This is a genomic window from Mesorhizobium sp. CO1-1-11 (genome assembly GCF_020164995.1).
Lineage (GTDB): Bacteria > Pseudomonadota > Alphaproteobacteria > Rhizobiales > Rhizobiaceae > Mesorhizobium > Mesorhizobium australicum.
Genome location: NZ_JAIUHE010000030.1, coordinates 25,012 through 46,590, shown reverse-complemented (window position 1 = coordinate 46,590; position 21,579 = coordinate 25,012). Strand labels below are relative to the sequence as shown.

Here is a 21,579-nt window from a genome sequence, read left to right as displayed (position 1 = left end):
AGAATGCCAACGCCGATCAGGCGGCGGGAACTTCCACATTGTCGATCAGCCTGGTTTTTCCCAGCCAGGCGGCGGCGAGAACGCGGCCCGCGCGGTCGCGCCGCCATGGCGTGAGTGTCAGGCTTTCGCGGGCCTCGACATAATCCACCGTCTGGAAGCCGGTCGTGACCAAGACGCGGCCTGCTTCGCCGATCGTTTCCTCCTGTCCTGCGCCCGCCGCCAGCGCGGCAGCTGCCTTGCGCAGAATGACGTTGAATTGGCGAGCGATCTGGAGTTCGGCTTCATCGAGATAGGCGTTGCGCGACGACATGGCGAGGCCATGCGCGTCGCGTATGGTCGGCGCGCCGATGATCTCGACGGGCAGGTCGAGGTCGCGGCAAAGCTGCCTGACGACGCAAAGCTGCTGGTAGTCCTTTTCGCCAAAGATGGCGAAGTCGGGTGCGGCCTGCAGGAGAAGCTTGGCCACCACTGTGGCGACGCCGTCGAAAAAGGTGGGGCGAAAGTCCGTTTCGAGCCCGGCTGACGGGCCGCCGACCGAGATCCTCGTGGCAAAGCCTGCGCGATACATCTCGCTGACACCGGGCGTGAAGGCAAGGTCGGCTTTGGCCGCGGCCAGCATGTCGAGGTCGCGGGCCAACTGGCGCGGGTACTTGTCGAGATCCTCGGTCGGTGCGAACTGCGTCGGGTTGACGAAGATCGACACCACGCAACGATCAGCCCTTTCGAGGGCGATCTTGACCAGCGAAAGATGCCCGTCATGCAAGGCGCCCATGGTCGGCACCATGGCGATGCGTTGTCCGTCGCGTCGCCAGTCGCGGATTCGCGCGCGAAGCGCGGCAACGCTATCGACGACGTGGGGCCGGCTCACGCGTCATCCCCGCCGTTGGTTTTTGAAAAGACGTGGGCGGGCCCGGGGAAAACGCGATCCCGCACCTCCGATGCGTAGCGCTCCGCGGCATGCGTGATCACGCTGCGCAGGTCGGCGTATTGCTTGACGAATTTAGGCACGCGGTCGACCGTCAGCCCGACCATGTCGTCGACGACCAGGATCTGGCCGTCGCAATCGCCGCTGGCGCCGATGCCGATGGTTGGAATGGCTATGCGGCGGGTAATGTCGGCGGCGACCGTCTCGATCGTGCCTTCGATGACCACCGAGAACGCGCCGGCCTTCTCGACCGCCTGCGCGTCGGCGATCAGGGCGGCTACAGTCTCGTCCGTGCGGCCCTTGATCTTGTAGCCGCCATCCTTTTCCACCGATTGCGGCTGCAGGCCGATATGGCCCATGACCGGGATGTCGGCGGCCACGATCGCGGCAATCTGACGAGCCATGTCGACGCCGCCTTCGAGCTTCACCGCCTGGCAGCCGGTCTCGCCGACGATGCGCCGTGCCGAGGCCAGGGCTTGCACGGCAGACCTCTCATAGCTGCCGGCCGGCATGTCGACGACCACGCAGGCCCTGGCCGAGCCCCTCATCACGGCTTGGCCGTGCGCGATCATCATCTCCAGAGAGGCGCCCAGCGTCGTCTCGTGGCCATGCAGGACCATGGCGACGCTGTCGCCGACCAGGAGCAGGTCGACATGAGGATCGAGCAGGCGAGCGATCGGGTAGGTGTAGGCGGTGAGGCAGACGATCGGCGTGCCGCCCTTGCGGCGGCGAATCAGGTCGGCGCCGATGCGAACGTCGGTGGTCGGCAATTGCGTGGCCAATCGTCGCCTCCTTCGGCCCCAGCGGGACAGGATTTTCGCATGGGCGCGCAGAGCTTTAGAAAGAGCGGCAAGGCTTGGCAAGCGCGCATCCGGTCACCCCCGGGGGATCACAGGCTGGTGTCGGGTCCCTGGCGCGCCATTTGCGCGCTCCTCGTGGCAAAACCCTTGCCTTCCCGAAGGCCTGACGCCATAAGCAGGAAACGGGCGCCGCCAGCGCGAGGGTTCTGAGATGAAGACTTTCCTGACGCAGTTTTTCACCTGGTGGAACAGCCAGACGCTGGGAACGCGCCTGCACACATGGCGCTACGGCAAGAGGGTCGGCCAGGACGAGGCCGGCAATGTCTATTACGAAGGCGGTATCGATTCGGAAGGCCGCACGCGTCGCTGGGTCATCTACCGCAACTATTCGGAAGCTTCGGCCATTCCGCCGGGCTGGCACGGCTGGATTCACCATCGTGTCGATATCGCTCCCCCCAGCGATGACTACCGGCCGCGCGACTGGCAAAAGCCGCATTTACCCAATCTGACCGGCACGCCATCGGCCTATCGTCCGAAGGGCTCGGTGCTGACCAATCAACACCGCCCGCAGGTCACCGGCGACTACGACGCCTGGACGCCGGGCTCGTAACGGCGCGAGTTGCAAAGGTAAGGTGCAGGCCGGTCCTTTATCGCCACAATTGGTGTTTAGCTGCTTGCTGATCAGAAAACGGCGACTAGCCTTGGCGATCGACGGAATCACCTGGGCGCGAACCACCGGTACCCCTGCATGAGCTTTTTCAACCCGATATCGACGGGCGGCCTGACGTTAGCAGCCAGCCTCGCCGTCAGCACCATCGCCTTTGCGGCTTCACCCGCACCCGCACCCGCGCCCGCCGCCCCGGCGCCGGCGGCGCCCGCGGGATCGGATCGCATCACCAACCCGGTCGCCGAGTTCGCCGGCATCGACAAGATCACCGGCCGCATCATCACCTTCGATGTCTATATCGACGAGACGGTGCAGTTCGGCGCCCTGCAGGTCACGCCGCGCGTCTGCTATTCCCGGCCGCAGAACGAACAGCCGAAAACAGATTCTTTCGTCGAGGTCGACGAGATCACGCTCGACCGCAAGATCCGCCGTATCTTCACCGGTTGGATGTTTGCCGAAAGTCCGGGGCTCAACGCCGTCGAACATGCCGTCTATGACGTCTGGCTGAAGGAATGCAAGCAGAAGTCGGATGTGCCGGCGCCCGATGCTGGCAAGAGTGGCGCGACCAAAGCCGATGGGGCGAAAGCCGACGCGTCGAAGCCAGCCGCGACCAAGCCAAAGCCCCCGGTCGCTCCGGACGCGGCACAGCCCGACGACGCCGTGGAACCGGCTACGACGGACACCAACTGATCTCTTGGAACCGCCATGGCTGGCGCGCGTTGGACCATCACCACGCGCGTTGAGGATACGCCAATGTCGGACAGCAAGCGGATCATGGCCAACAAGGCCGAGTTGCTGGAGCTCGAAAAGGGGTTCTGGACGGGCGACACTGCCTATTATGCTGCCAATGTCGACACCGAATGCCTTGTGGCATTTCCACAGTTGGCACAGGCCATGGACAATGCCGATCTGGCCAAGACCGCAGCCAAACCCAACCGCTGGCGCGACCTCGACATCAAACTCAAGGGAATAATCGAACCCGGCAGCGATATCGTCATGCTGACCTATGAAGCGCATGCGACGCGCGAAAATGGCGAGCCCTATGCGGCGCTGGTCAGCACCGGCTACGTCCATCGCGTCAACGGCTGGAAGATGATGTTCCACGCGCAGACGCCGTTCGAGGCGTCGCCCAAGTAGGGCCTGATCCTACGGAAAAAAAACCGCTTCGCCTTTCAGCGCGTCTGCCAGCATCTTTTCATATTTGCCGCGCGGCACGTCGACCGCGCCGAAGCGCTTGAGGTGCTCTGTCGTGAACTGCGTATCGAGCAGCGCGAAGCCGCGTGCCTTCAGGCGCTCGACGAGATTCACCAGGCAGGTCTTCGACGCGTCCGTCTCTTTGGAAAACATGCTTTCGCCGAAGAACACCCGTCCGAGCGAGACGCCATAGAGGCCGCCGACCATACGCCCCTCGCGCCAGGCCTCGACCGAGTGGCAATGACCCATGCGGTGCAGTTGCACATAGGCTTCGCGGATCGGCGCATTGATCCAGGTAGAGCGGCGCTCCTCGCGTTTTTCGGCACAGCCATCGATCGTCGCCTCGAAATCGAAATCGAAACGGATTTCGAACGGGTGCCTGCGGATCGTCTTCTTCAGGCTTTTGGGTGTGTGAAAATCGTCGAGCGGAATGATGCCGCGCGTCTCCGGCCGCACCCAGAAGACCTCCGGGTCACCAGCACTTTCGGCCATGGGGAAGACGCCCGAGGCGTATGCCTTGAGCAGAAGGTCGGTCGGGATGCGATAGCCTGGCGCGTAGGGACGGGTCATCGCGTCATTATAGCGGCAAGTTGAGGCTATTCGCCCTTGGCCAGATATTTTTCCAGCCAGTGGATGTCGTAGTCGCCATTGGCGATGTCGGCATTGCCGACGAGATCGCGAAACAGCGGCAACGTCGTCTTGATCCCGTCGACGACGAATTCGTCGAGCGCCCGCCGCAGCCGCATCATGCATTCGACGCGGTTGCGGCCATGCACGATCAGCTTGCCGATCAGGCTGTCATAGTAGGGTGGGATCTTGTAGCCCGAATAGACGCCGGAATCGACGCGGATGCCGAGGCCGCCTGGCGTGTGAAAATGCGTGATGGTGCCGGGCGAGGGGGTGAAGGTGCGCGGATCCTCGGCGTTGATGCGGCATTCGATGGCATGGCCGTTGAACTTGATGTCTTCCTGCTTGACCGAAAGGCCGCCGCCGGACGCGACGCGGATCTGCTCGTGGACCAGATCGATGCCGGTGATCGCTTCCGTCACCGGATGCTCGACCTGCAGGCGCGTGTTCATCTCAATGAAATAGAACTCGCCGTTCTCGTACAGAAACTCGATGGTGCCGGCGCCCGAATAGCCGAGATCGGCGATCGCCTTTGCGCAGATGCCGCCGATGCGGGACCGCTCCTCGGCGTTGAGCGCCGGCGAATTGGCCTCTTCCCAGACTTTCTGGTGGCGCCGCTGCAGCGAGCAGTCGCGCTCGCCGAAATGCACGCCGCCGCCGAAGCCGTCGCCAAACACCTGCACCTCGATGTGGCGCGGTTTCTCCAGGTATTTCTCGATGTAGACCGCGTCGTCGCCGAAGGCCGCGCCCGCTTCCGAGCGTGCCGTCTGCAGTGCGATTTCGAGGTCTGCCTCCGTATGCGCTACTTTCATGCCGCGTCCGCCGCCGCCGGCCGACGCCTTGATGATAACGGGATAGCCGATCTCGGCGGCGATGCGCCTGGCTTCCTTCTCCTCGGTCACCGCACCGTCGGAGCCGGGCACAACCGGAATGCCGAGGCGCTTTGCCGTGCGCTTGGCCTCGATCTTGTCGCCCATGATGCGAATGTGGTCGCCGGACGGGCCGATGAAGGTGATGTTGTGCGCCGCCAAAATGTCGGCGAACTTGGCGTTCTCCGACAGGAAGCCATAGCCCGGATGCACGGCGTCGGCGCCGGTAATCTCACAGGCCGCGACGATCTGGTGGATGTTGAGATAGCTGTCGCGCGACGGCGGCGGACCGATGCACACGCTTTCGTCGGCGAGCCTGACATGCATGGCGTCAGCGTCGGCGGTCGAATGCACCACCACCGTCTGGATGCCAAGTTCCTTGCAGGCGCGCAGCACCCGGAGCGCGATTTCGCCGCGATTGGCGATGAGGATCTTCTGGAACATCAGGTCCGCTCTATTCGATCACGACGAGCGGCATGCCGTATTCCACCGGCGTCGCGTCCTCGAACAGGATCGCCGTCACCGTGCCCGCGCGCGGCGAGGGGATCTGGTTCATCGTCTTCATCGCCTCGATGATCAGCAGCGTCTGGCCTTCCTTGATCTTCTGGCCGACCTCGATGAACGGCTTTGCGTCGGGCGACGGCGCCAGATAGGCGGTGCCGACCATGGGCGAGGTCACCGCGTTTTTCGACACGTCGACCGCCGCCGGGGCAGCCGCGGGCTGGGTTGCCGTTGGTGCATAGGTGGGCTGCGGGGCCGCAATCGCGTGAACGGCGGGCGCCTGCCGCGACACCCGTACCTTCAGGTCGCCGAGTTCCACCTCAATCTCTGTCAGATTGGTGTCGTTCAGTATGCCCGCCAGATCGCGGATCAGTTGCTGGTCAACACCGGTCTTCTTTATCGACATTTTCGAGCCTTCTGTTTGTTGGCCGGTCATAGGCGTGCGGCGAGCGCTTGCAGCGCCAGCGTGTAGCCGAGCGGCCCAAAGCCACAGATCATGCCGACAGCGACCGGCGCGACCATGGAGACGTGGCGGAACGGTTCCCGCGCGTGAATGTTGGAAAGGTGAACTTCGGCAACCGGCAATGGCGCGATCGAACGGATGGCGTCGTGGATTGCGATCGAGGTATGGCTATAGGCGCCTGGGTTGATGACGATGCCGGCGGCTTTGTCGCCGGCCTCCTGGATCCAGTCGACGAGATCGCCCTCATGGTTCGACTGACGGAAATCGATCTCGATCCCAAGCGACGCACCTGCCTGCTTGCAGTCGTCGGCGATGGCGGCAAGCGTCTTGCCGCCATAGATGCCCGGCTCGCGCTTGCCGAGCGCGTTGAGATTGGGACCGTTCAGGACAAAAACCGTTTTCAAAAAAACCGACCTTTTCCGGCGCCAGCATCAAGCCGGCGCGCTGGGCCTCTATACCGGGCATAGTCGCCCGCGGAAAGAGCGCAAGTGCGTTCTTTCACTGTCCACAACAGGCCGAAATGCGCCCGTGAAGAAAACCGCTTGCCGCTCAAAGCGCGGCTTTCGCCGCCTCGATCTTTTCGGCAAGCACTTCCTGCCCGAGCGCCCCGAACACGACCTCGTTGCCGACGACGTAGGACGGGGTTCCGGTGATCTGCAGTTTGTTGGCAAGATCGTAAGTTTTGGTGAAGGCCTCGGTGATCGATGGGTCCTTCATCTTCTCGTGCAATGCCGCCTCGTCGGCGCCGAGCGAAAGCGCGATCTTGATCGCGGTTGCCTCGGTGGCGCGCCCCTGGCCGCCGAGCAGCGCATTGTGGAACTCGCCGTATTTCTCCGGCATCATCAGGTGAAACGCCATCGAGACGACGCTCGCCTTCTGCGAATCCGGGCCGAGGATCGGGAATTCCTTGAGCACGAAACGCAGGTCCGGATCGGACTTGGTAAGCGCCCGCATGTCCTCGATGGCGCGTTTGCAGAAGCCGCAATTGTAGTCGTAGAACTCGACGATCGTGACCTTGCCGTTCGGGTTGCCGACGACGCCGTCGAAGGTGGAATTGAAGATCTGGTCCTTGGCGTTCTTGATGACGCCCAGTGCCGCGAGCCGCTGTTCCTCCTTCTGCTTGGCCTCGAGCGCGTCCTGCACTTCCAGCAGCACTTCCGGATTCTTCAGGAGATAGTCGCGGATGATTCCCTCGACCTCGGTGCGGTCGATTTTGGTATCGGCTGCCGTCTGGACAGGCTGAGCCGTCTGGACAGCCTGTGCCGTTCCGGCCTTCGCAACCTGCGGACTGCCGGCCACAAAACCGAAAGCCAGCATGGCAAGGGCGACCGCAACCCCCGTGGTGCCCAGCAGCAGTGCCTTTTTCATCGTTGTCGTTCCTTCTGCCTGTTTTCCGGTCTGGCTGTGTCGCAGCACGCGGCCGGAAGGTTCATGAGATTACTGGCTCTTGCCTGACGATTTGTAGTTTATGATGTCCTGGGCGCGTATCCAGCGCGGCTCGCCGCGCTTCATCTGCTGTTGCGCCCGCATGGCGAAGATCTTGGCATCCTTGTAGTTGCCGGAATAGAAATGGCCTTCGGCGGTGGCAAGCTCCGCGCCCGGTATGTCTCCCAGCTCCCCGTAAGCCTGCGCCAGATAACGATATCCGGTGGAGTTTTCCTTGTCGCGGCCCAGGCCATTGTTGATCTGCACGACAGCTTTCTTCAGCGAGTCTGGCGTGCCGACCGCCATCAGCGCCTGGCCAAGCGAGACAGGCAGCAGGCCGGACCGTGCCGGGTCGAGGCTGACCGCTTTGGAATAAGCGTCGGCAGCATCCGCGGGCTTGTTGGCTTTCATCAGAATATCGCCGAGCAGCTCCTGGAAGTAGGCATTCTTGGGCTGCGCCTTGATCAGGGCGTTGGTCTTGGTGAGCGCCGCGGCGATGTTGCCGTAGAGATAGGCCGACTGGGCATCGCCATACAGCGCCGCCATGCTGCCCCGCATCTTTTGCATCAGCCGCGTCGCGGCGGCCTGGCCTTCCATGTAGACGGCAATCTTCACCCGCATCATGTCGTGGCGCTGCTGCAGTGCCGGCGCGTCGATCTTGTCGACATTGGGGCTCTGTTTGACCAGCACCTCGAGGTTGGCGATGCGGTCCTGCGGCATCGGGTGGCTGATCCGGTAGGGATCGACCTGCGCGCCCGACAGCGACAGCGCGGTCTGGAAGCGGTGGAAGGTCTTCAGCATGCCCATGCCGGACTGGCCGGTGGCATTGAGATAGGTGATGGCCGAGCGGTCGGCCGTGATTTCCTCGGTGCGCTGGTAAGCGAGGATGCTGCGCTGCGCCATCTCGCCGCCGCCGGCCGCCACACCCATGCCGGCGCCGGCAAGGCTGCGGCTGTTCGTGGTCGCACCGGCAACGATCGCGCCGGCACCGAGCAAGGTGGCGATGATGGCCATGGTCTTGGCGCGTTCGAGCTGGTCGCGAAGCTTCTGCTGGTGGCCGCCGGCGATATGCCCGGCTTCGTGTGCGATGACGCCGATGATTTCGTTCGGCGTCTCAGCCGTCATCAACGCGCCGGTGTTGATGAACAACCGGCGCCCGGTGACGAAGGCGTTGAAGCTGGAATCGTTGACCAGCACGATGTCGATGCCGTCATTCGCCAGCCCGGCGGCCCTGAAGATCGGCCGTGCATAATCGCGCACCAGGGCTTCGATCTCGGCGTCGCGGACCACTGGCACGCCTTGGGCGAAGGCGGTCTGCGAACCGGCAACCGCAACCGCGGCGGCAAGCGAAACCGTCGCGAAGACACGCGCTGCCCGGGCAATCGTCGATCTGGGTCGGCTCAACATAATGTGTCCACTGGTAGACGAGCGGGCGAAAGATGAAAAGTCGGCGCCTGAAAAACTTCCTCAACTTGTGATCCTCACATCAATCGGGCATTTGTGCGGCGCATGCGTCAGGACCTGGCGCGCTCAATCCTCGGGACAGGGGTAAAAATGGTCGTTTCGCTCTCCCATCGCGGCAATGTCGAGCCGTTCCACGCCATGGATGTGCTGGCCGAAGCGAACCGGCTGAAGGTCCTGGGCATACCGGTGATTTCCATGGCGGTCGGCCAGCCATCCGATCCAGCGCCCGTACGGGTTCGCGCCGCCGCCGCCAAGGCGCTGGAGGTTGGACGCATAGGCTATACCGACACCTTGGGTCTGGCCCCGCTGCGCAAGGCGATCGCCGGGCATTACGCGGATCACTATGGCCTCGATGTCGATCCCGGCCGGATCGCGGTGACCACCGGATCGTCGGCGGCCTTCAATCTCGCCTTCCTGGCGATGTTCGACCCGGGCGACCGGGTCGCCATCGCCGCGCCCGGCTACCCCGCCTATCGCAACATCATGGCAGCCCTTGGCATCGACGTGGTTGAAATCGAGCTCGGCGACGCGGCTTATCTGCATGCTGGCCATCTGGAAGCCGCGCATCGCGAGGCGCCGCTGAAGGGCGTGCTGTTCGCAAGTCCGGCCAATCCGACGGGCGCCGTCATCTCAGCCGACGAGCTGGCGACGCTGGTCACCACGGCGGAATCGCTCGGCATCGCCGTCATTTCCGATGAGATCTACCATCGGCTGGCCTATGGCGCCCCCGACACCACGGCACTCGCCTTCAGCGGCAGCGTGACGGTTATCAACTCCTTCTCGAAATACTACTGCATGACCGGCTGGCGCATCGGCTGGATGGTTTTGCCGGAAGAACTCGTGCGGCCGGTCGAGCGCATCGCCCAGAGCCTCTACATCTCGCCGCCGGAGCTGTCGCAGATTGCGGCGATCGAGGCTTTTGCCGCAACCGAGGAACTGGAGGCGGTGAAGGGACGCTATGCCTGGAATCGCGAGCTCTTGATGAAGCGTTTGCCGGAGCTGGGTTTTCCCCTGGCGGCGCCCATGGATGGCGCCTTCTATGCCTTTTGCGATGTCACCCGGCACAGCAATGACAGCATGGTCTTCGCCCGCAGGATGCTGGCCGAGGCGCATGTTGCAGCGACACCCGGCCGCGATTTCGACACCAGGGCGGGGCATCGCACGATGCGGTTTTCCTACGCCGGCAGCCACGACGACATGGTCGAGGCGATGGCGCGCATCGAACGCTGGTTGAGGTAGCGTCATGCCGGAACTCGAACAGGCCCCCAAACTTGATCAAGCATTGGCGGAAGTCGCGGCGGAAATGGCGGAACGCATCGATCGCGGCGATGTCGCGACCTATATTCCCCAACTGGGCAAGGTCGACCCGAAGAAATTCGGCATCGCGGCCGTCACCAATGATGGCCGCACGCTCGTGGCCGGCGATGCCGAGCAGGCTTTTTCGATCCAGAGCATCTCGAAAGTGTTCACCCTGACGCTGGCGCTCGGCAATGTCGGCGATGCGCTGTGGAAGCGAGTGGGGCGCGAGCCCTCCGGTAACCCGTTCAACTCGATTGTCCAGCTGGAGCATGAGAATGGCATTCCGCGCAATCCGTTCATCAATGCCGGCGCCATCGTCATTTCCGACATCCTGCTTGCCGGTCACCAGCCGCGCGAGGCGATCGGCGAGATACTGCGCTTCATCCAGTTCCTCGCCGACGACGAGACGATCATCATCGACCGCGAGGTCGCGGCTTCCGAACGTGCCACTGGCTACCGCAACTTCGCGCTCGCCAATTACATGAAATCCTTCGGCAATCTCCATCATGCACCGGAACTGGCGCTGGGCGTCTATTTCCACCATTGCGCCATCGCCATGAGCTGCCGGCAATTGGCGATGGCCGGCCGCTTCCTCGCCAATGGCGGCAAGAACCCGGCAACCGGGCATTCCGTGGTGTCGGCGGAGCGGGCGCGGCGCATCGGCGCCATGATGCTGACCTGCGGCCACTATGACGGCTCTGGCGATTTCGCTTTCCGCGTCGGCATCCCCGGCAAGAGCGGCGTCGGCGGCGGCATATTGGGCATCGTGCCGGGTGTCGCCTCGCTCGCCGTCTGGTCGCCTGGCCTCAACGCCAACGGCAATTCCAAGCTGGGTTCGATCGCACTGGAAAAGCTCGCCAGGATGATGAACTGGTCGATCTTCGCGCCTTAGAAACGTGACCTGCCGATAAGAAAAATCCCGCGCCGTTCATTCGATCGGCGCGGGATTCTTTCTCAGAGAATCAATTCAACGATTTGAAAAGCTTAGAAAAAGCCTTTCCGCTGCCACCAGCCGGCACGCTTCGGCTTTTCTTCGGTCTTGACTTCAGGCTCGTCGGCGACGGTCGAGGAAACCACCGGTACGACAGGCGTATCAGCGGCTGCCGCCTTGCGGCGCGATGGCCGGGCCTTCGGCGTCTCCTCGGCGGCCGCTGCCTCGTCCGATGCCGTGGCTGGCGTTTCGGCCGGTGCCTGCACGGCCAGTTCCGCGGTCGGCTCCTCGGCGACGGCTTCGGCGGCCGCCTTCTTCGGCTTGGCTGCGCGACGCGGTTTCTTGGGCTTCTCGGTGCTTGGCACCTCGTCGCTCAAGGTAGCCGCGGGTTGTTCGACGGCGGTGGCAGCCACCGGCTCGATCGACGCAGGCTCGCTTAGCGAAGCATCAGCTTCGGCGGGCTCGGTCGTTTCGCCGGCTTCCGCCTCGGTCTCGCCTTCACCGTCTTCGCGACGGTTGCGCTTGCCGCCGCGCTTGCCGCGCCGACGCTTCTTGCCCTGGCCATCGTCGGACCCTTCCGCCGTTTCGACGGTTTCGGTTGCGGCGACCGCAGCCTCGTCGTCTACCTCGGCATCGCCATGGTCCGCCGCGCCTTCCGACGCGGAGAAACCGTCATCGGACGTGGCGAGGGAAGCGCCGTCGGTCGGGGCGCCATGCTCGCGGTCGCGGTCCTTGCCGCCACGCCGCCTGCGGCGCTTGCGGCGTTTGCGATCGCGGCCTTCGCCGTCCTCGCCGGATTTGGGCTGCTGATGCTGCGGCTGTTGGGCGTGGCGCGGCTGTTCGGCCTGGGCCGGCGCCTCGTCCTCCTCCTCGGCGACGATGATCTCGTCCTCGGGCTCTTCCGGCTCGACATAGGCCGGCAGGCTGCGCACCTCGACGAAACCTTCCGGCTTTTCGGCCAGCGCGCCGCGGAAGATCGCGTAGTGCTGGGCACCGACCGCATCGTCTGCCTCGATGGTGATCGTCAGGCCGAAGCGGCTTTCCAGTTCCACCAGCGTGCCGCGCTTGTGGTTCAGCACGTAGAGCGCGGTCGCGGCCGGCGTGCGCACCGTGATGTGGCTTCGCGAATCCTTGAGCAGGAACTCCTCGATTGCCCGTACCACCATCAGCGCCACCGACGAATCGGACCTGACATGGCCGGTGCCGCCGCAATGCGGGCACGGCTTCATGGTCGATTCCAGCACGCTGGCGCGGATGCGCTGACGCGACATCTCCATCAGGCCGAAATGCGAGATACGGCCGACCTGGATGCGAGCACGATCGTTCTTGAGGTGATCCTTCAGCCGCTTCTCGACGGAGCGGTTGTTGCGGTTCTCCTCCATGTCGATGAAGTCGATGACGATCAGGCCGGCAAGGTCGCGCAGCCTGAGCTGGCGGGCGACTTCCTCGGCCGCTTCCAGATTGGTGTGGAGCGCGGTGTCCTCGATCGAGTGCTCCTTGGTGGAACGGCCCGAATTGACGTCGATGGCGACCAGCGCTTCGGTCTGGTTGATGATGATGTAGCCGCCGCTCTTCAGCGTCACTTGCGGCTGCAGCATGCGGTCGAGCTGCGCTTCGATGCCGTTGCGCACGAAGATCGGCGTCGTGTCGCGGAACGGCTGAACCACCTTGGCGTGGCTCGGCATCAGCATGCGCATGAAATCCTTGGCCTCGCGATAGCCCTCTTCGCCGGAGACGAGAATCTCGTCGATGTCCTTGTTGTAGAGGTCGCGCACCGAGCGCTTGATCAGGCTGCCTTCCTCATAGACAAGGGCAGGGGCCGTGGACTGGAGCGTGAGATTGCGCACGTTCTCCCACAGCCGCATCAGATATTCGTAGTCGCGCTTGATCTCGGCCTTGGTGCGGCTCTCGCCGGCGGTGCGCAGGATGACCCCCATGCCTTGCGGCACTTCGAGATCGGCGACGACCTCCTTGAGGCGCTTGCGGTCGACCGCGCTGGTGATCTTGCGCGAAATACCGCCGCCGCGCGCAGTGTTCGGCATCAGAACGGAATAGCGGCCGGCGAGCGACAGATAGGTGGTGAGCGCCGCGCCCTTGTTGCCGCGCTCTTCCTTGACGACCTGCACCAGCAGGATCTGCCGGCGCTTGATCACTTCCTGGATCTTGTACTGGCGGCGCACCGGCTTGCGGCGATTGCGCACTTCCTCGAGCGCGTCCTCGGCGCCGACCGATTCGATCTCATGATCGTCCGGATGGGAAGAGGATACTTCCTCCAGCATGCCGCGATCATTGTCGGTGGAGGTGGCTTCGCTGGCCTGTTCGGCATGCGGGATGGGCTCGGAAATCACATCGCCTTCGACGGAGGCGGCGATCGACTTGGGAGGGCCGTCGTTGGTCTCGCCTTTATCCTGTTCGGAAGAAGCCTCGTCCTGTTCGGATGCGTCGGCGTATTCCGAGGCGTCGGATGCGTGTTCCGTGGTCCCGGAAACGTCGGCCATGTTCTCGGCGACAACATCCGGGCTATTGTCATCCGGGCCATTGTCGTTGTTTTCGTCTGCCTCGCCGGCGGCTTCGCTTGCCTCGCCGGATTCGGCCGTGCCGGCATCGCGCCTGTTTTCACCACGGTCGCGGGGCTTGCCGCCGCGCCGGCGACCGCGCCGTCCACGATCCCGGCTCTGGCGATCGTCGCCTTCGCCGTCCTCGTTCTCTTCGTCCTCGGCCTCCTGCGCTTCCGCGCGCAGCAGTGCCTGACGGTCGGCGACCGGAATCTGGTAGTAATCGGGGTGTATTTCACTGAAGGCGAGAAAACCGTGACGGTTGCCGCCATATTCGACAAAGGCTGCCTGAAGGGAGGGTTCGACGCGCGTTACACGGGCGAGATAGATATTTCCTTTGAGCTGCTTCTTGTCCTGGGATTCAAAGTCGAATTCTTCGATACGGTTACCGCGTACGACGACTACGCGTGTTTCCTCCGGGTGGGAGGCGTCTATCAGCATTTTGTTGGGCATTATTTCGTTTCCTCCCGGCAGCCGTCAGCCGCAGCTTGCAAGGCAAAGCCCGCTGCTGCGTTTCTGGTGTGTGGGTGCCGGATGTCTGAATGTCCGCCGGACGCTGCCTGCGTGTCATGGCGGTGCCGCCCGCAGCCATATTGGCGCGGTTTGATGCGGACCTTTCCATGATTGCGCTTGAAGCCATCGTCACCAGCAGAACCTTTTGAACCAAAGCCCGGAAACCGGACCAGCTTGTTTGCTCATACAGAGCCGGCGCGGGAACAAACCCGGGCCGTTTTCCTCACGCAGGCGATTCCCCCGCCACGGGAGCACACCTGCGAAATTCGTCGCAATCACCTGAAGCCTTTTCGCGTGAAGCGAAAGGAGCCGCCTTTCATCTGACCCTGTAGCAGGAAGCTGCGGAGGAGGGCGGTTCCAGGATTGCAGTGATCCACCATCGCTTTTATGATTTGACGGGTTGGAAGGCAACCCCGATTTCCGATGCCGGCAAAAAGCAGTTCCGTAGCGTAAGCCTGGCCCCGTCCTTGCGTGAAAAGGCTTGGTTAACCTTCTCTGGATACCAATCGTTAATCGAGCTCGCGGCCTAACCGGCATGTTGACGAAACGAACCGGCGCCTGGCGCCAAACCGGGAGCGACTGGAAGAAAGATGGGACTGGCGGACTTCACAGACAAGGGATGTCGTGTTGGCGGCCAGGTTCTCCGTGCCTTCTGTCTCCTGCTGCTGGCGGCGATTTCCCAAGTCTTTTCCCCTGTAGCCTTTTCCATGGTTGCCAATGCGGCCGACGCTCCGCTCATGGCCAAGGGCTACAAAATGGCCGGCGATGCCACCAAGATGCGCATCGTCATGGATTTCGATCGCGAGCCTGACATCAAATGGTTCCTGCTGCGCGGACCCAATCGCCTTGTCATCGATCTTGCGAACACCCGATTTGCCATCGATGCCAAGGATCTGAAGCCGCGTGGCCTGGTCAAGGGCGTGCGGCTCGGCGAGCTCGGCGAGGGCGTCTCGCGACTGATCCTCACCGGCAAGGGGCCGTTCGCCGTCGACAAGCTCGATGTGCTCAAGAACGAGGACGGAACCGGCTACCGCCTTGCCGTCGACATGTCGGCGGCCTCCGAACGTGAGTTCGACGCCGCTCTTGCCAATCAGGCGCTGACGACCGGTTCCACGGTTTCGACCGACAAGGGCGGCCGGGTCGGAACCGGGCCTGTCTCCAATCCAGGCCACCGATTCACCGTCGTCATCGACCCCGGCCACGGCGGCATAGACGGCGGTGCCGAAGGGTTGAACGGCACCATCGAGAAGAACGTCACGCTGGCCTTTGCCACCGAGCTGCGCGACAAACTCGCGGCCGCCGGCCGATACGATGTCTTCATGACCCGGGATACCGACGAATATCTGCGTCTGGACGACCGCGTCCGCATTGCCCGCCAGCATGAGGCCGATCTTCTGATTTCGATTCATGCCGACACGATCAGCGTCAAGGGCATCCGCGGCGCCACCGTCTATACCGTCTCCGACAAGGCCTCCGATCCGGAAGCGCAGGCGCTGGCCGACCGTGAAAACCTGTCCGACCAGTTCGCCGGCATGGTCATCAAGAACGACAGCAAGGAAGTGACCGACATCCTGATCGACCTGATCCGGCGCGAGACGCACACCTTCTCGATGAGTTTTGCCCACACATTGGTCGGTCAGCTGTCGACCAGCGTCGGTCTTATCAACAATCCGCAGCGTTCGGCCGGGTTCAAGGTGCTGAAGGCCCCCGACGTGCCGTCCGTGCTGGTCGAGCTCGGCTATCTCTCCAATGCCAAGGACGAGGCGCAACTGCTTGACGCCGAGTGGCGCGGCAAGGCAGCGCAAAGCATCACCAATGCCGTGGCATTGTTCGCTTCCGCGCGTGCCGGGGCTGGAACCGGAGGTTGACAATGCCCGGCGGCGCCTGCAACCAGAGGCGGCGTTGCGCGATGACAACACCCTGCGCTTTTATTTCGGGCTTGCGGCTGCGAAATCAGGCCTTGCCGTATTTTGTCCACATGGTGGCGACATGGGTTTTCGATTACGGGTTGGGACCGGCTCGAAAGCTTGCGTGAAAGGCGGCTTCGTTTAGGAAATTCCCGAACCAAGGACTGGAGCGGGTATGATTCGTCTCATTGGCTATTTCTTCGGCATAGGCACGACGCTGGCCCTCCTGGCCGCGGCGGGCGTTGCCCTCTACATCGGCCATGTAGCGAAGGATCTGCCTGACTACGAAGTGCTTGCAAAGTACGAGCCTCCGGTGACCACCCGCATCCATGCCTCGGATGGCGCGCTGATGGCCGAGTACGCGCGGGAACGGCGCCTGTATTTGCCGATCCAGGCTATCCCGGATCGCGTCAAGGCTGCCTTCCTGTCGGCTGAGGACAAGAACTTCTACAGCCACCCCGGTGTCGATATAACGGGATTGGGCAGAGCGGTTATCACTTACGTTTCGGGTGGCCCCATGCAGGGCGGCTCGACGATCACCCAGCAGGTTGCCAAGAACTTCCTGCTCACCAACGAGCGTTCCCTGGAACGCAAGGTCAAGGAGGCCATCCTCTCGTTCCGCATCGAACAGGCCTATTCCAAGGATCGTATCCTCGAGCTCTATCTCAACGAGATTTTCTTTGGCTTCAACGCCTATGGCGTTGCCGGTGCGGCACTGACCTACTTCGATAAATCGGTGAACGAGCTGACCGTGGCCGAGGCCGCCTATCTGGCATCGCTCCCGAAAGGTCCGGCCAACTACAATCCCTTCAAGCACGCCGACCGCGCAATTGAACGGCGAAACTGGGTCATCGGCCAGATGGTCGAGAACGGTTACGTGACGCCTGAAGAGGGCGCAAAGGCGAAGGCCGAGCCGCTTGGCGTTGCTCCGCGCCGCAGCGGTTCCTACCTTTTCGCCGGCGAGTATTTCACGGAAGAGGTTCGTCGGCAGATCATCGCCCGCTATGGCGAGAACGCGCTCTATGAGGGCGGGCTGTCGATTCGCACCACCCTTGACCCGAAGGTCCAGCTCATCGCCCGCAAGGCGATGCAGAATGGATTGATGAAATACGATACTTTGCGTGGCTATCGCGGGCCGTTGAAGACGATCGATGTCTCCGGCGATTGGGGTGTGCCGCTGGGCGCCGTCAAGGGACTGGAAGACGTTCCCGAGTGGTCGCTGGCCGTCGTGCTCGACAGTTCGGCGTCCGGGCTGTCGATCGGCCTGCAGCCCGCACGCCAGGCGTCGGGCGATATCGTGAAGGAACGCGTCGAAGGCACCGTCAGCAAGGAAGACATGGGCTTTGCCATGCGCCATGTGGTCGAGGGCAAGACAGTCAAGGCCAAGTCGCCGGCCGACGTGCTGAAGCCGGGCGATGTCATCTTCGTCCAGAAGAACGACGGCTCCGACAATACCTACAGCTTGCGCCAGGTTCCCGAGGTGGAAGGCGGCCTGATCGCGATGGATCCGCACACCGGCCGCGTGCTGGCCATGGTCGGCGGCTTCTCCTATTCGCAGTCCGAATTCAACCGCGCCACCCAGGCGATGCGCCAGCCGGGTTCGTCATTCAAGCCCATCGTCTATTCGGCCGCACTCGACAATGGCTATACTCCGGCCTCGGTGATCATGGACGGACCGATCACCATCCAGAGCGGCAACACCACCTGGACGCCGAAGAACTATGACGGCACCGTCGCCGGGCCGGCAACGCTCCGCTCCGGCATCGAGAAGTCGCGCAACCTGATGACGGTGCGGCTTGCCAACGACATGGGCATGAAGCTGGTCGTCGAATATGCCGAGCGCTTCGGCGTCTATGATCATCTGGCGCCATATCTGCCGATGGCGCTGGGTTCGGGCGAGACGACCGTCATGCGCATGGTTTCGGCCTATTCGATCATGGCCAATGGCGGCAAGTCGATCAAACCGTCGCTGATCGATCGTATCCAGGACCGCTACGGCAAGACCGTGTTCAAGCAGGACGAACGTGGCTGCGAAGGCTGCAACGCTCCTGAATGGAAAAACCAGCCGGAGCCGGAACTGGTCGACAATTCCGAGCAGGTGCTCGATCCGATGACCGCCTACCAGATCACCTCGATGATGGAAGGCGTCGTCCAGCGCGGCACCGGCGCCACAATCGGGGAACTTGGCCGCCACATCGCCGGCAAGACCGGCACCACCAACGATGAGAAGGACGCATGGTTCATCGGCTATACGCCGAACCTCGTGGTTGGTCTCTACATGGGCTACGACACGCCGCGCGGCCTCGGCCACGGCGCCACCGGCGGCGGTCTTGCCGCCCCGATCTTCAAGGACTTCATGCGTGTGGCGCTGGACGGCACGCCCAATGTCGACTTCAAGGTGCCTGACGGCATGAACCTGATCGCCATCAACCGCAAGACCGGCATGCGCTCCTCCTCGGGCGATGCGGGCACCATCATCGAGGCTTTCAAGCCGGGCACCGGCCCCGCTGACAGCTACTGGGTGATCGGCATGGGTGCCGATGGCTCCAACGCCTCGGGCGGCGCGCTGTCGCCGCAGGCCAACCAGGCCATCCAGGACGGCGGCGGCGGCCTTTACTGACGAATTCACGCGTCCAGTTGGGCCAGCCTCCGGCTGGCCCATTTCGCTTTACACATGGCGGCACCGTCCCTATGTATCGCGCCGACCGAAGCGTCATTTCAGCAACAGGACAAAACATCAGGCCATGCGCGCGGAAACGCAGAATATCGTCGACGAGATCAGGCAGGCGATAACCCTGCTGAGGAGGCATCTTTGACTGGGATCAGGCCATAAAGCGGCTTGAATACCTGAACGTGCGGGCCGAGGACGCCAGTCTCTGGAACGAACCGCTGGAAGCGCAGAAGCTGATGCGCGAGCGCCAGGGCCTCGAGGAAGGCATCGCGGCGGTCAAGGGCCTGACCCAGGCGCTGGAAGACAATATCGGTCTCATCGAGCTCGGCGAGGAAGAGGGCGACGAAGGCGTCGTCGCCGAAGCCGAAGCCGCGATCCGTTCGATGCAGGGCGAGGCCAAGGCCCGACAGGTGGAAACGCTGCTCTCGGGCGAAGCGGACGCCAACGACACCTATCTCGAAATCCATGCCGGCGCCGGCGGCACCGAGAGCCAGGATTGGGCCTCGATGCTGTTGCGCATGTACACGCGCTGGGCCGAGCGCCGCCGCTTCAAGGTCGAGGTGCTGGAAGTGCATGACGGCGAAGAGGCGGGCATCAAGTCCGCGACCTTGCTGATCAAGGGCCACAATGCCTATGGCTGGATGAAGACCGAATCCGGCGTCCACCGCCTGGTGCGCATCTCACCCTATGACAGCAATGCGCGCCGTCATACGTCCTTCTCCAGCGTCTGGGTCTATCCTGTCGTCGACGACAGGATAGAGATCGACGTCTCTGAATCCGACGTGCGCATCGACACCTATCGTTCATCGGGTTCGGGCGGCCAGCACGTCAACACCACCGATTCGGCTGTGCGCATCACCCATATCGCCACCGGCATCGCGGTCGCCTGTCAGGCAGAACGCTCGCAGCACAAGAACAAGGCCAAGGCCTGGGAAATGCTGCGCTCGCGCCTCTACGAGGAAGAGCTGAAGAAGCGCGAAGCGGTGGCCAATGCCACTGAGGCATCGAAGAGCGACATCGGCTGGGGTCACCAGATACGCTCCTACGTGCTGCAGCCCTATCAGCTGGTCAAGGATCTGCGCACCGGTGTCGAAAGCACCAGCCCCTCGAGCGTGCTCGACGGCGACCTCGACGACTTCATGGAAGCTTCGCTATCGCAACGCATCGAGGGCGGCGCGGGCGAAGCGGTGGCGGATCTGGATTAGGCTGCTTGCGCGGGCAATGATCGCGAGCCGGTCGCAAAAGCGGACGTATTGTCGTGCGGCGCCCGGTGTTGGTCTCAAGTGTTCGCCGGTGCGGCGCGACAAGTTCGTGGTGATTGGGTCCCGACTCGGCATATCGCTCTGGTGCGGGAAGGGGCTTTTCTTCCTCCCAAAGCGAGCGCGGCGCATGTTCGCCGTTCGGCCGGCTGCTTATACCTTCTTCGGCTGCAGGGTGGCTGATTTTCCTTTGCGGACGATCGTCGGCACTGTCACCGGCAATCAAGAGCATGTGATTGGATTTGAGCGGCTGGAACCACTCCGGGCCAATCCCGTTGTTTGCATGCCCCGCCTGCCGGGAACTTACCTGGCTTGAATCTCGTCAGCGGTAGCAGTGTGTTATGGCGTGCGCCCATATCTGGCGCAGCGGCTTCTTGCGCCGACCAAGGAATCAGCCCAGCATCCGAATGCTGGGAGACAAAAAGCATTTATGGCCGGACGCGGCATATCTGCGACTGATGATCCGGCCACTGGGAAGACACGTTCCGGGAACGGGCAGGCGAAAAGCTTGACGCTCGAAAGGAACGTCCCATGTCTGCTGCCACGCCCAGATCGGCCCGAGCCGTTCAACCGGTCGGCCGACTTATGTTTTCTCTGTTTGCCGTCGCGATGTTCGCGCCAGCGGCCTTTGCTCATGATGCCAAGCCCACGGCGGCAAAGCCGCAGGGTTGGAGCTATCCGTTCGCCTGCTGCGCCAACTATGACTGTCGTGCCACGCACACCGGCGAAGTGCTGGAAAAGCCCGAAGGCTACGTGATTGCCGGTACCGGCGAAGTCGTTCCGATGACGGACAAGCGCGTCAAGGACAGCCCTGACGGCGAATTTCACTGGTGCGCGCATCAGGCCGGTCTCGATGCCGGCAAGACTATATGCCTGTTCGTGCCGCCGCGCTCATTTTGAGACGCGCCGACAGTTGAAGTGCATTGGCGCAAAGGCTGCTGACGGCCAGTTGTCAGGATCGCTTCTTTATGGTGCCTTGCCGCTTGGGCGGCGGACAATGGAGAGGTGATATTCATGGCCATCAAGGGAAGCTGCCACTGCAAGGCGACGATGTTCGAGGTGTCGGAAGCGCCGCAGACGGTGACGCAATGCACCTGTTCGTTCTGCTCGAAACGCGGCTCGCTTTGGGCCTACTATACCCCATCGCAGTTCAAGCTCGTCACGCCGCTGAAGAATGTTTCCTTTTATCAGTGGGGCTCAAAAACCGTAAAGCATGGTTTTTGCGCAACCTGCGGCTGCGGCACCTTCACCGAAACGCCGGACTGGTCGACCGGCGAGCCGGATTTCGACAATCCGAAGATCAGCGTCAACGCGCGGCTTTTCGATGATTTCGATCTCGATAAAGTCGAAGTGGTGGTCATTGACGGCAAGAATCTCTGGTAGCCACACCGGGCGGCCAACTGGATAATCGGCAGGCGCTTTTCCCGTTCCGTTTTTCGCCGCATTTCATGCTACAAGTCGCGGCAAGGGCTGATTTGGCGCCATCGTAAGGCGTGACTTGGAGAGGGA

Annotated in this window: 19 protein-coding genes; 10 read left to right on the top strand and 9 right to left on the bottom strand. The window is 62.7% G+C overall.

The window, feature by feature from the left end:
* Window positions 1-16: 16 nt before the first annotated feature.
* On the bottom strand, window positions 17-868 hold the full coding sequence (panC, locus tag LB554_RS27150) for a pantoate--beta-alanine ligase (RefSeq protein WP_224587881.1): 852 nt from the start codon (window positions 866-868) through the stop codon (window positions 17-19).
* Window positions 865-1,707 carry a 3-methyl-2-oxobutanoate hydroxymethyltransferase gene (panB, locus tag LB554_RS27145; RefSeq protein ID WP_224587880.1) on the bottom strand — a complete coding sequence of 281 codons (843 nt, stop codon included), beginning with the start codon at window positions 1,705-1,707 and terminating at the stop codon, window positions 865-867. The genes panC and panB overlap by 4 nt, the downstream gene beginning before the upstream one ends.
* A 229-nt stretch (window positions 1,708-1,936) precedes the next feature.
* On the opposite strand from panB, the gene LB554_RS27140 reads away from it, so the two are divergent.
* From LB554_RS27140 to LB554_RS27130, 3 genes are all read left to right on the top strand, one after another.
* Window positions 1,937-2,335: an NADH:ubiquinone oxidoreductase subunit NDUFA12 gene (locus LB554_RS27140; protein WP_015318043.1), complete on the top strand. Its 399-nt coding sequence runs from the start codon at window positions 1,937-1,939 to the stop codon at window positions 2,333-2,335.
* A gap of 138 nt (window positions 2,336-2,473) precedes the next feature.
* Window positions 2,474-3,082 (top strand): DUF2155 domain-containing protein, encoded by a 609-nt coding sequence (locus LB554_RS27135; protein WP_224587879.1) that lies wholly within the window; start codon window positions 2,474-2,476, stop codon window positions 3,080-3,082.
* A gap of 63 nt (window positions 3,083-3,145) precedes the next feature.
* A complete protein-coding gene (locus tag LB554_RS27130) occupies window positions 3,146-3,529 on the top strand; it encodes a hypothetical protein (RefSeq protein WP_140720568.1) in 384 nt (127 codons plus the stop codon).
* Between the two features lie 9 nt (window positions 3,530-3,538).
* Here LB554_RS27130 and aat read toward each other — a convergent pair whose 3' ends face one another.
* The 6 genes from aat to LB554_RS27100 all read right to left on the bottom strand — a co-directional run bounded on the left by aat (window position 3,539) and on the right by LB554_RS27100 (window position 8,878).
* A complete protein-coding gene (aat, locus tag LB554_RS27125) occupies window positions 3,539-4,156 on the bottom strand; it encodes a leucyl/phenylalanyl-tRNA--protein transferase (protein ID WP_224587878.1) in 618 nt (205 codons plus the stop codon).
* 26 nt (window positions 4,157-4,182) lie between these two features.
* The gene (accC, locus tag LB554_RS27120; protein ID WP_015318039.1) at window positions 4,183-5,526 is read right to left on the bottom strand and encodes an acetyl-CoA carboxylase biotin carboxylase subunit; all 1,344 of its coding nucleotides are present in this window, start codon (window positions 5,524-5,526) and stop codon (window positions 4,183-4,185) included.
* A gap of 10 nt (window positions 5,527-5,536) precedes the next feature.
* Window positions 5,537-5,989: an acetyl-CoA carboxylase biotin carboxyl carrier protein gene (accB, locus tag LB554_RS27115; RefSeq protein ID WP_015318038.1), complete on the bottom strand. Its 453-nt coding sequence runs from the start codon at window positions 5,987-5,989 to the stop codon at window positions 5,537-5,539.
* 26 nt (window positions 5,990-6,015) lie between these two features.
* Window positions 6,016-6,450, bottom strand: coding sequence for a type II 3-dehydroquinate dehydratase (gene aroQ / locus LB554_RS27110; protein ID WP_015318037.1), 435 nt, complete (start codon window positions 6,448-6,450; stop codon window positions 6,016-6,018).
* A 145-nt stretch (window positions 6,451-6,595) separates the two neighbouring features.
* Window positions 6,596-7,414 carry a DsbA family protein gene (locus tag LB554_RS27105; protein ID WP_224587877.1) on the bottom strand — a complete coding sequence of 273 codons (819 nt, stop codon included), beginning with the start codon at window positions 7,412-7,414 and terminating at the stop codon, window positions 6,596-6,598.
* A gap of 69 nt (window positions 7,415-7,483) precedes the next feature.
* A complete protein-coding gene (locus LB554_RS27100; RefSeq protein WP_140665507.1) occupies window positions 7,484-8,878 on the bottom strand; it encodes a M48 family metalloprotease in 1,395 nt (464 codons plus the stop codon).
* Between the two features lie 147 nt (window positions 8,879-9,025).
* Between LB554_RS27100 and LB554_RS27095 the strand changes: the two genes are divergently transcribed.
* A complete protein-coding gene (locus tag LB554_RS27095; protein WP_224587876.1) occupies window positions 9,026-10,174 on the top strand; it encodes a pyridoxal phosphate-dependent aminotransferase in 1,149 nt (382 codons plus the stop codon).
* Window positions 10,175-10,178: 4 nt separating this feature from the next.
* The gene (locus tag LB554_RS27090; protein ID WP_140823573.1) at window positions 10,179-11,126 is read left to right on the top strand and encodes a glutaminase; all 948 of its coding nucleotides are present in this window, start codon (window positions 10,179-10,181) and stop codon (window positions 11,124-11,126) included.
* A 92-nt stretch (window positions 11,127-11,218) separates the two neighbouring features.
* On the opposite strand, the gene LB554_RS27085 is transcribed toward LB554_RS27090, so the two are convergent.
* Complete coding sequence (locus tag LB554_RS27085; RefSeq protein ID WP_224587874.1) at window positions 11,219-14,173, bottom strand: ribonuclease E/G; 2,955 nt, start codon at window positions 14,171-14,173, stop codon at window positions 11,219-11,221.
* A 650-nt stretch (window positions 14,174-14,823) separates the two neighbouring features.
* On the opposite strand from LB554_RS27085, the gene LB554_RS27080 reads away from it, so the two are divergent.
* The 5 genes from LB554_RS27080 to LB554_RS27060 all read left to right on the top strand — a co-directional run bounded on the left by LB554_RS27080 (window position 14,824) and on the right by LB554_RS27060 (window position 21,453).
* Window positions 14,824-16,101, top strand: a complete 1,278-nt coding sequence (locus LB554_RS27080; protein ID WP_224587873.1) for an N-acetylmuramoyl-L-alanine amidase — start codon at window positions 14,824-14,826, stop codon at window positions 16,099-16,101.
* A gap of 214 nt (window positions 16,102-16,315) precedes the next feature.
* Window positions 16,316-18,760 carry a penicillin-binding protein 1A gene (locus tag LB554_RS27075; RefSeq protein ID WP_140720555.1) on the top strand — a complete coding sequence of 815 codons (2,445 nt, stop codon included), beginning with the start codon at window positions 16,316-16,318 and terminating at the stop codon, window positions 18,758-18,760.
* Window positions 18,761-18,884: 124 nt separating this feature from the next.
* Window positions 18,885-20,016, top strand: a protein-coding gene (prfB, locus tag LB554_RS27070; RefSeq protein ID WP_015318029.1) for a peptide chain release factor 2 whose coding sequence is annotated in 2 segments (ribosomal slippage) — window positions 18,885-18,950 and window positions 18,952-20,016 — 1,131 coding nt in all. Because the reading frame shifts where the segments join, the coding sequence is not laid out codon by codon here.
* Between the two features lie 585 nt (window positions 20,017-20,601).
* Window positions 20,602-20,970, top strand: a complete 369-nt coding sequence (locus LB554_RS27065) for a hypothetical protein (protein WP_015318027.1) — start codon at window positions 20,602-20,604, stop codon at window positions 20,968-20,970.
* Between the two features lie 114 nt (window positions 20,971-21,084).
* Window positions 21,085-21,453, top strand: coding sequence for a GFA family protein (locus LB554_RS27060; RefSeq protein WP_015318026.1), 369 nt, complete (start codon window positions 21,085-21,087; stop codon window positions 21,451-21,453).
* The last annotated feature ends 126 nt before the right edge of the window (window positions 21,454-21,579 follow it).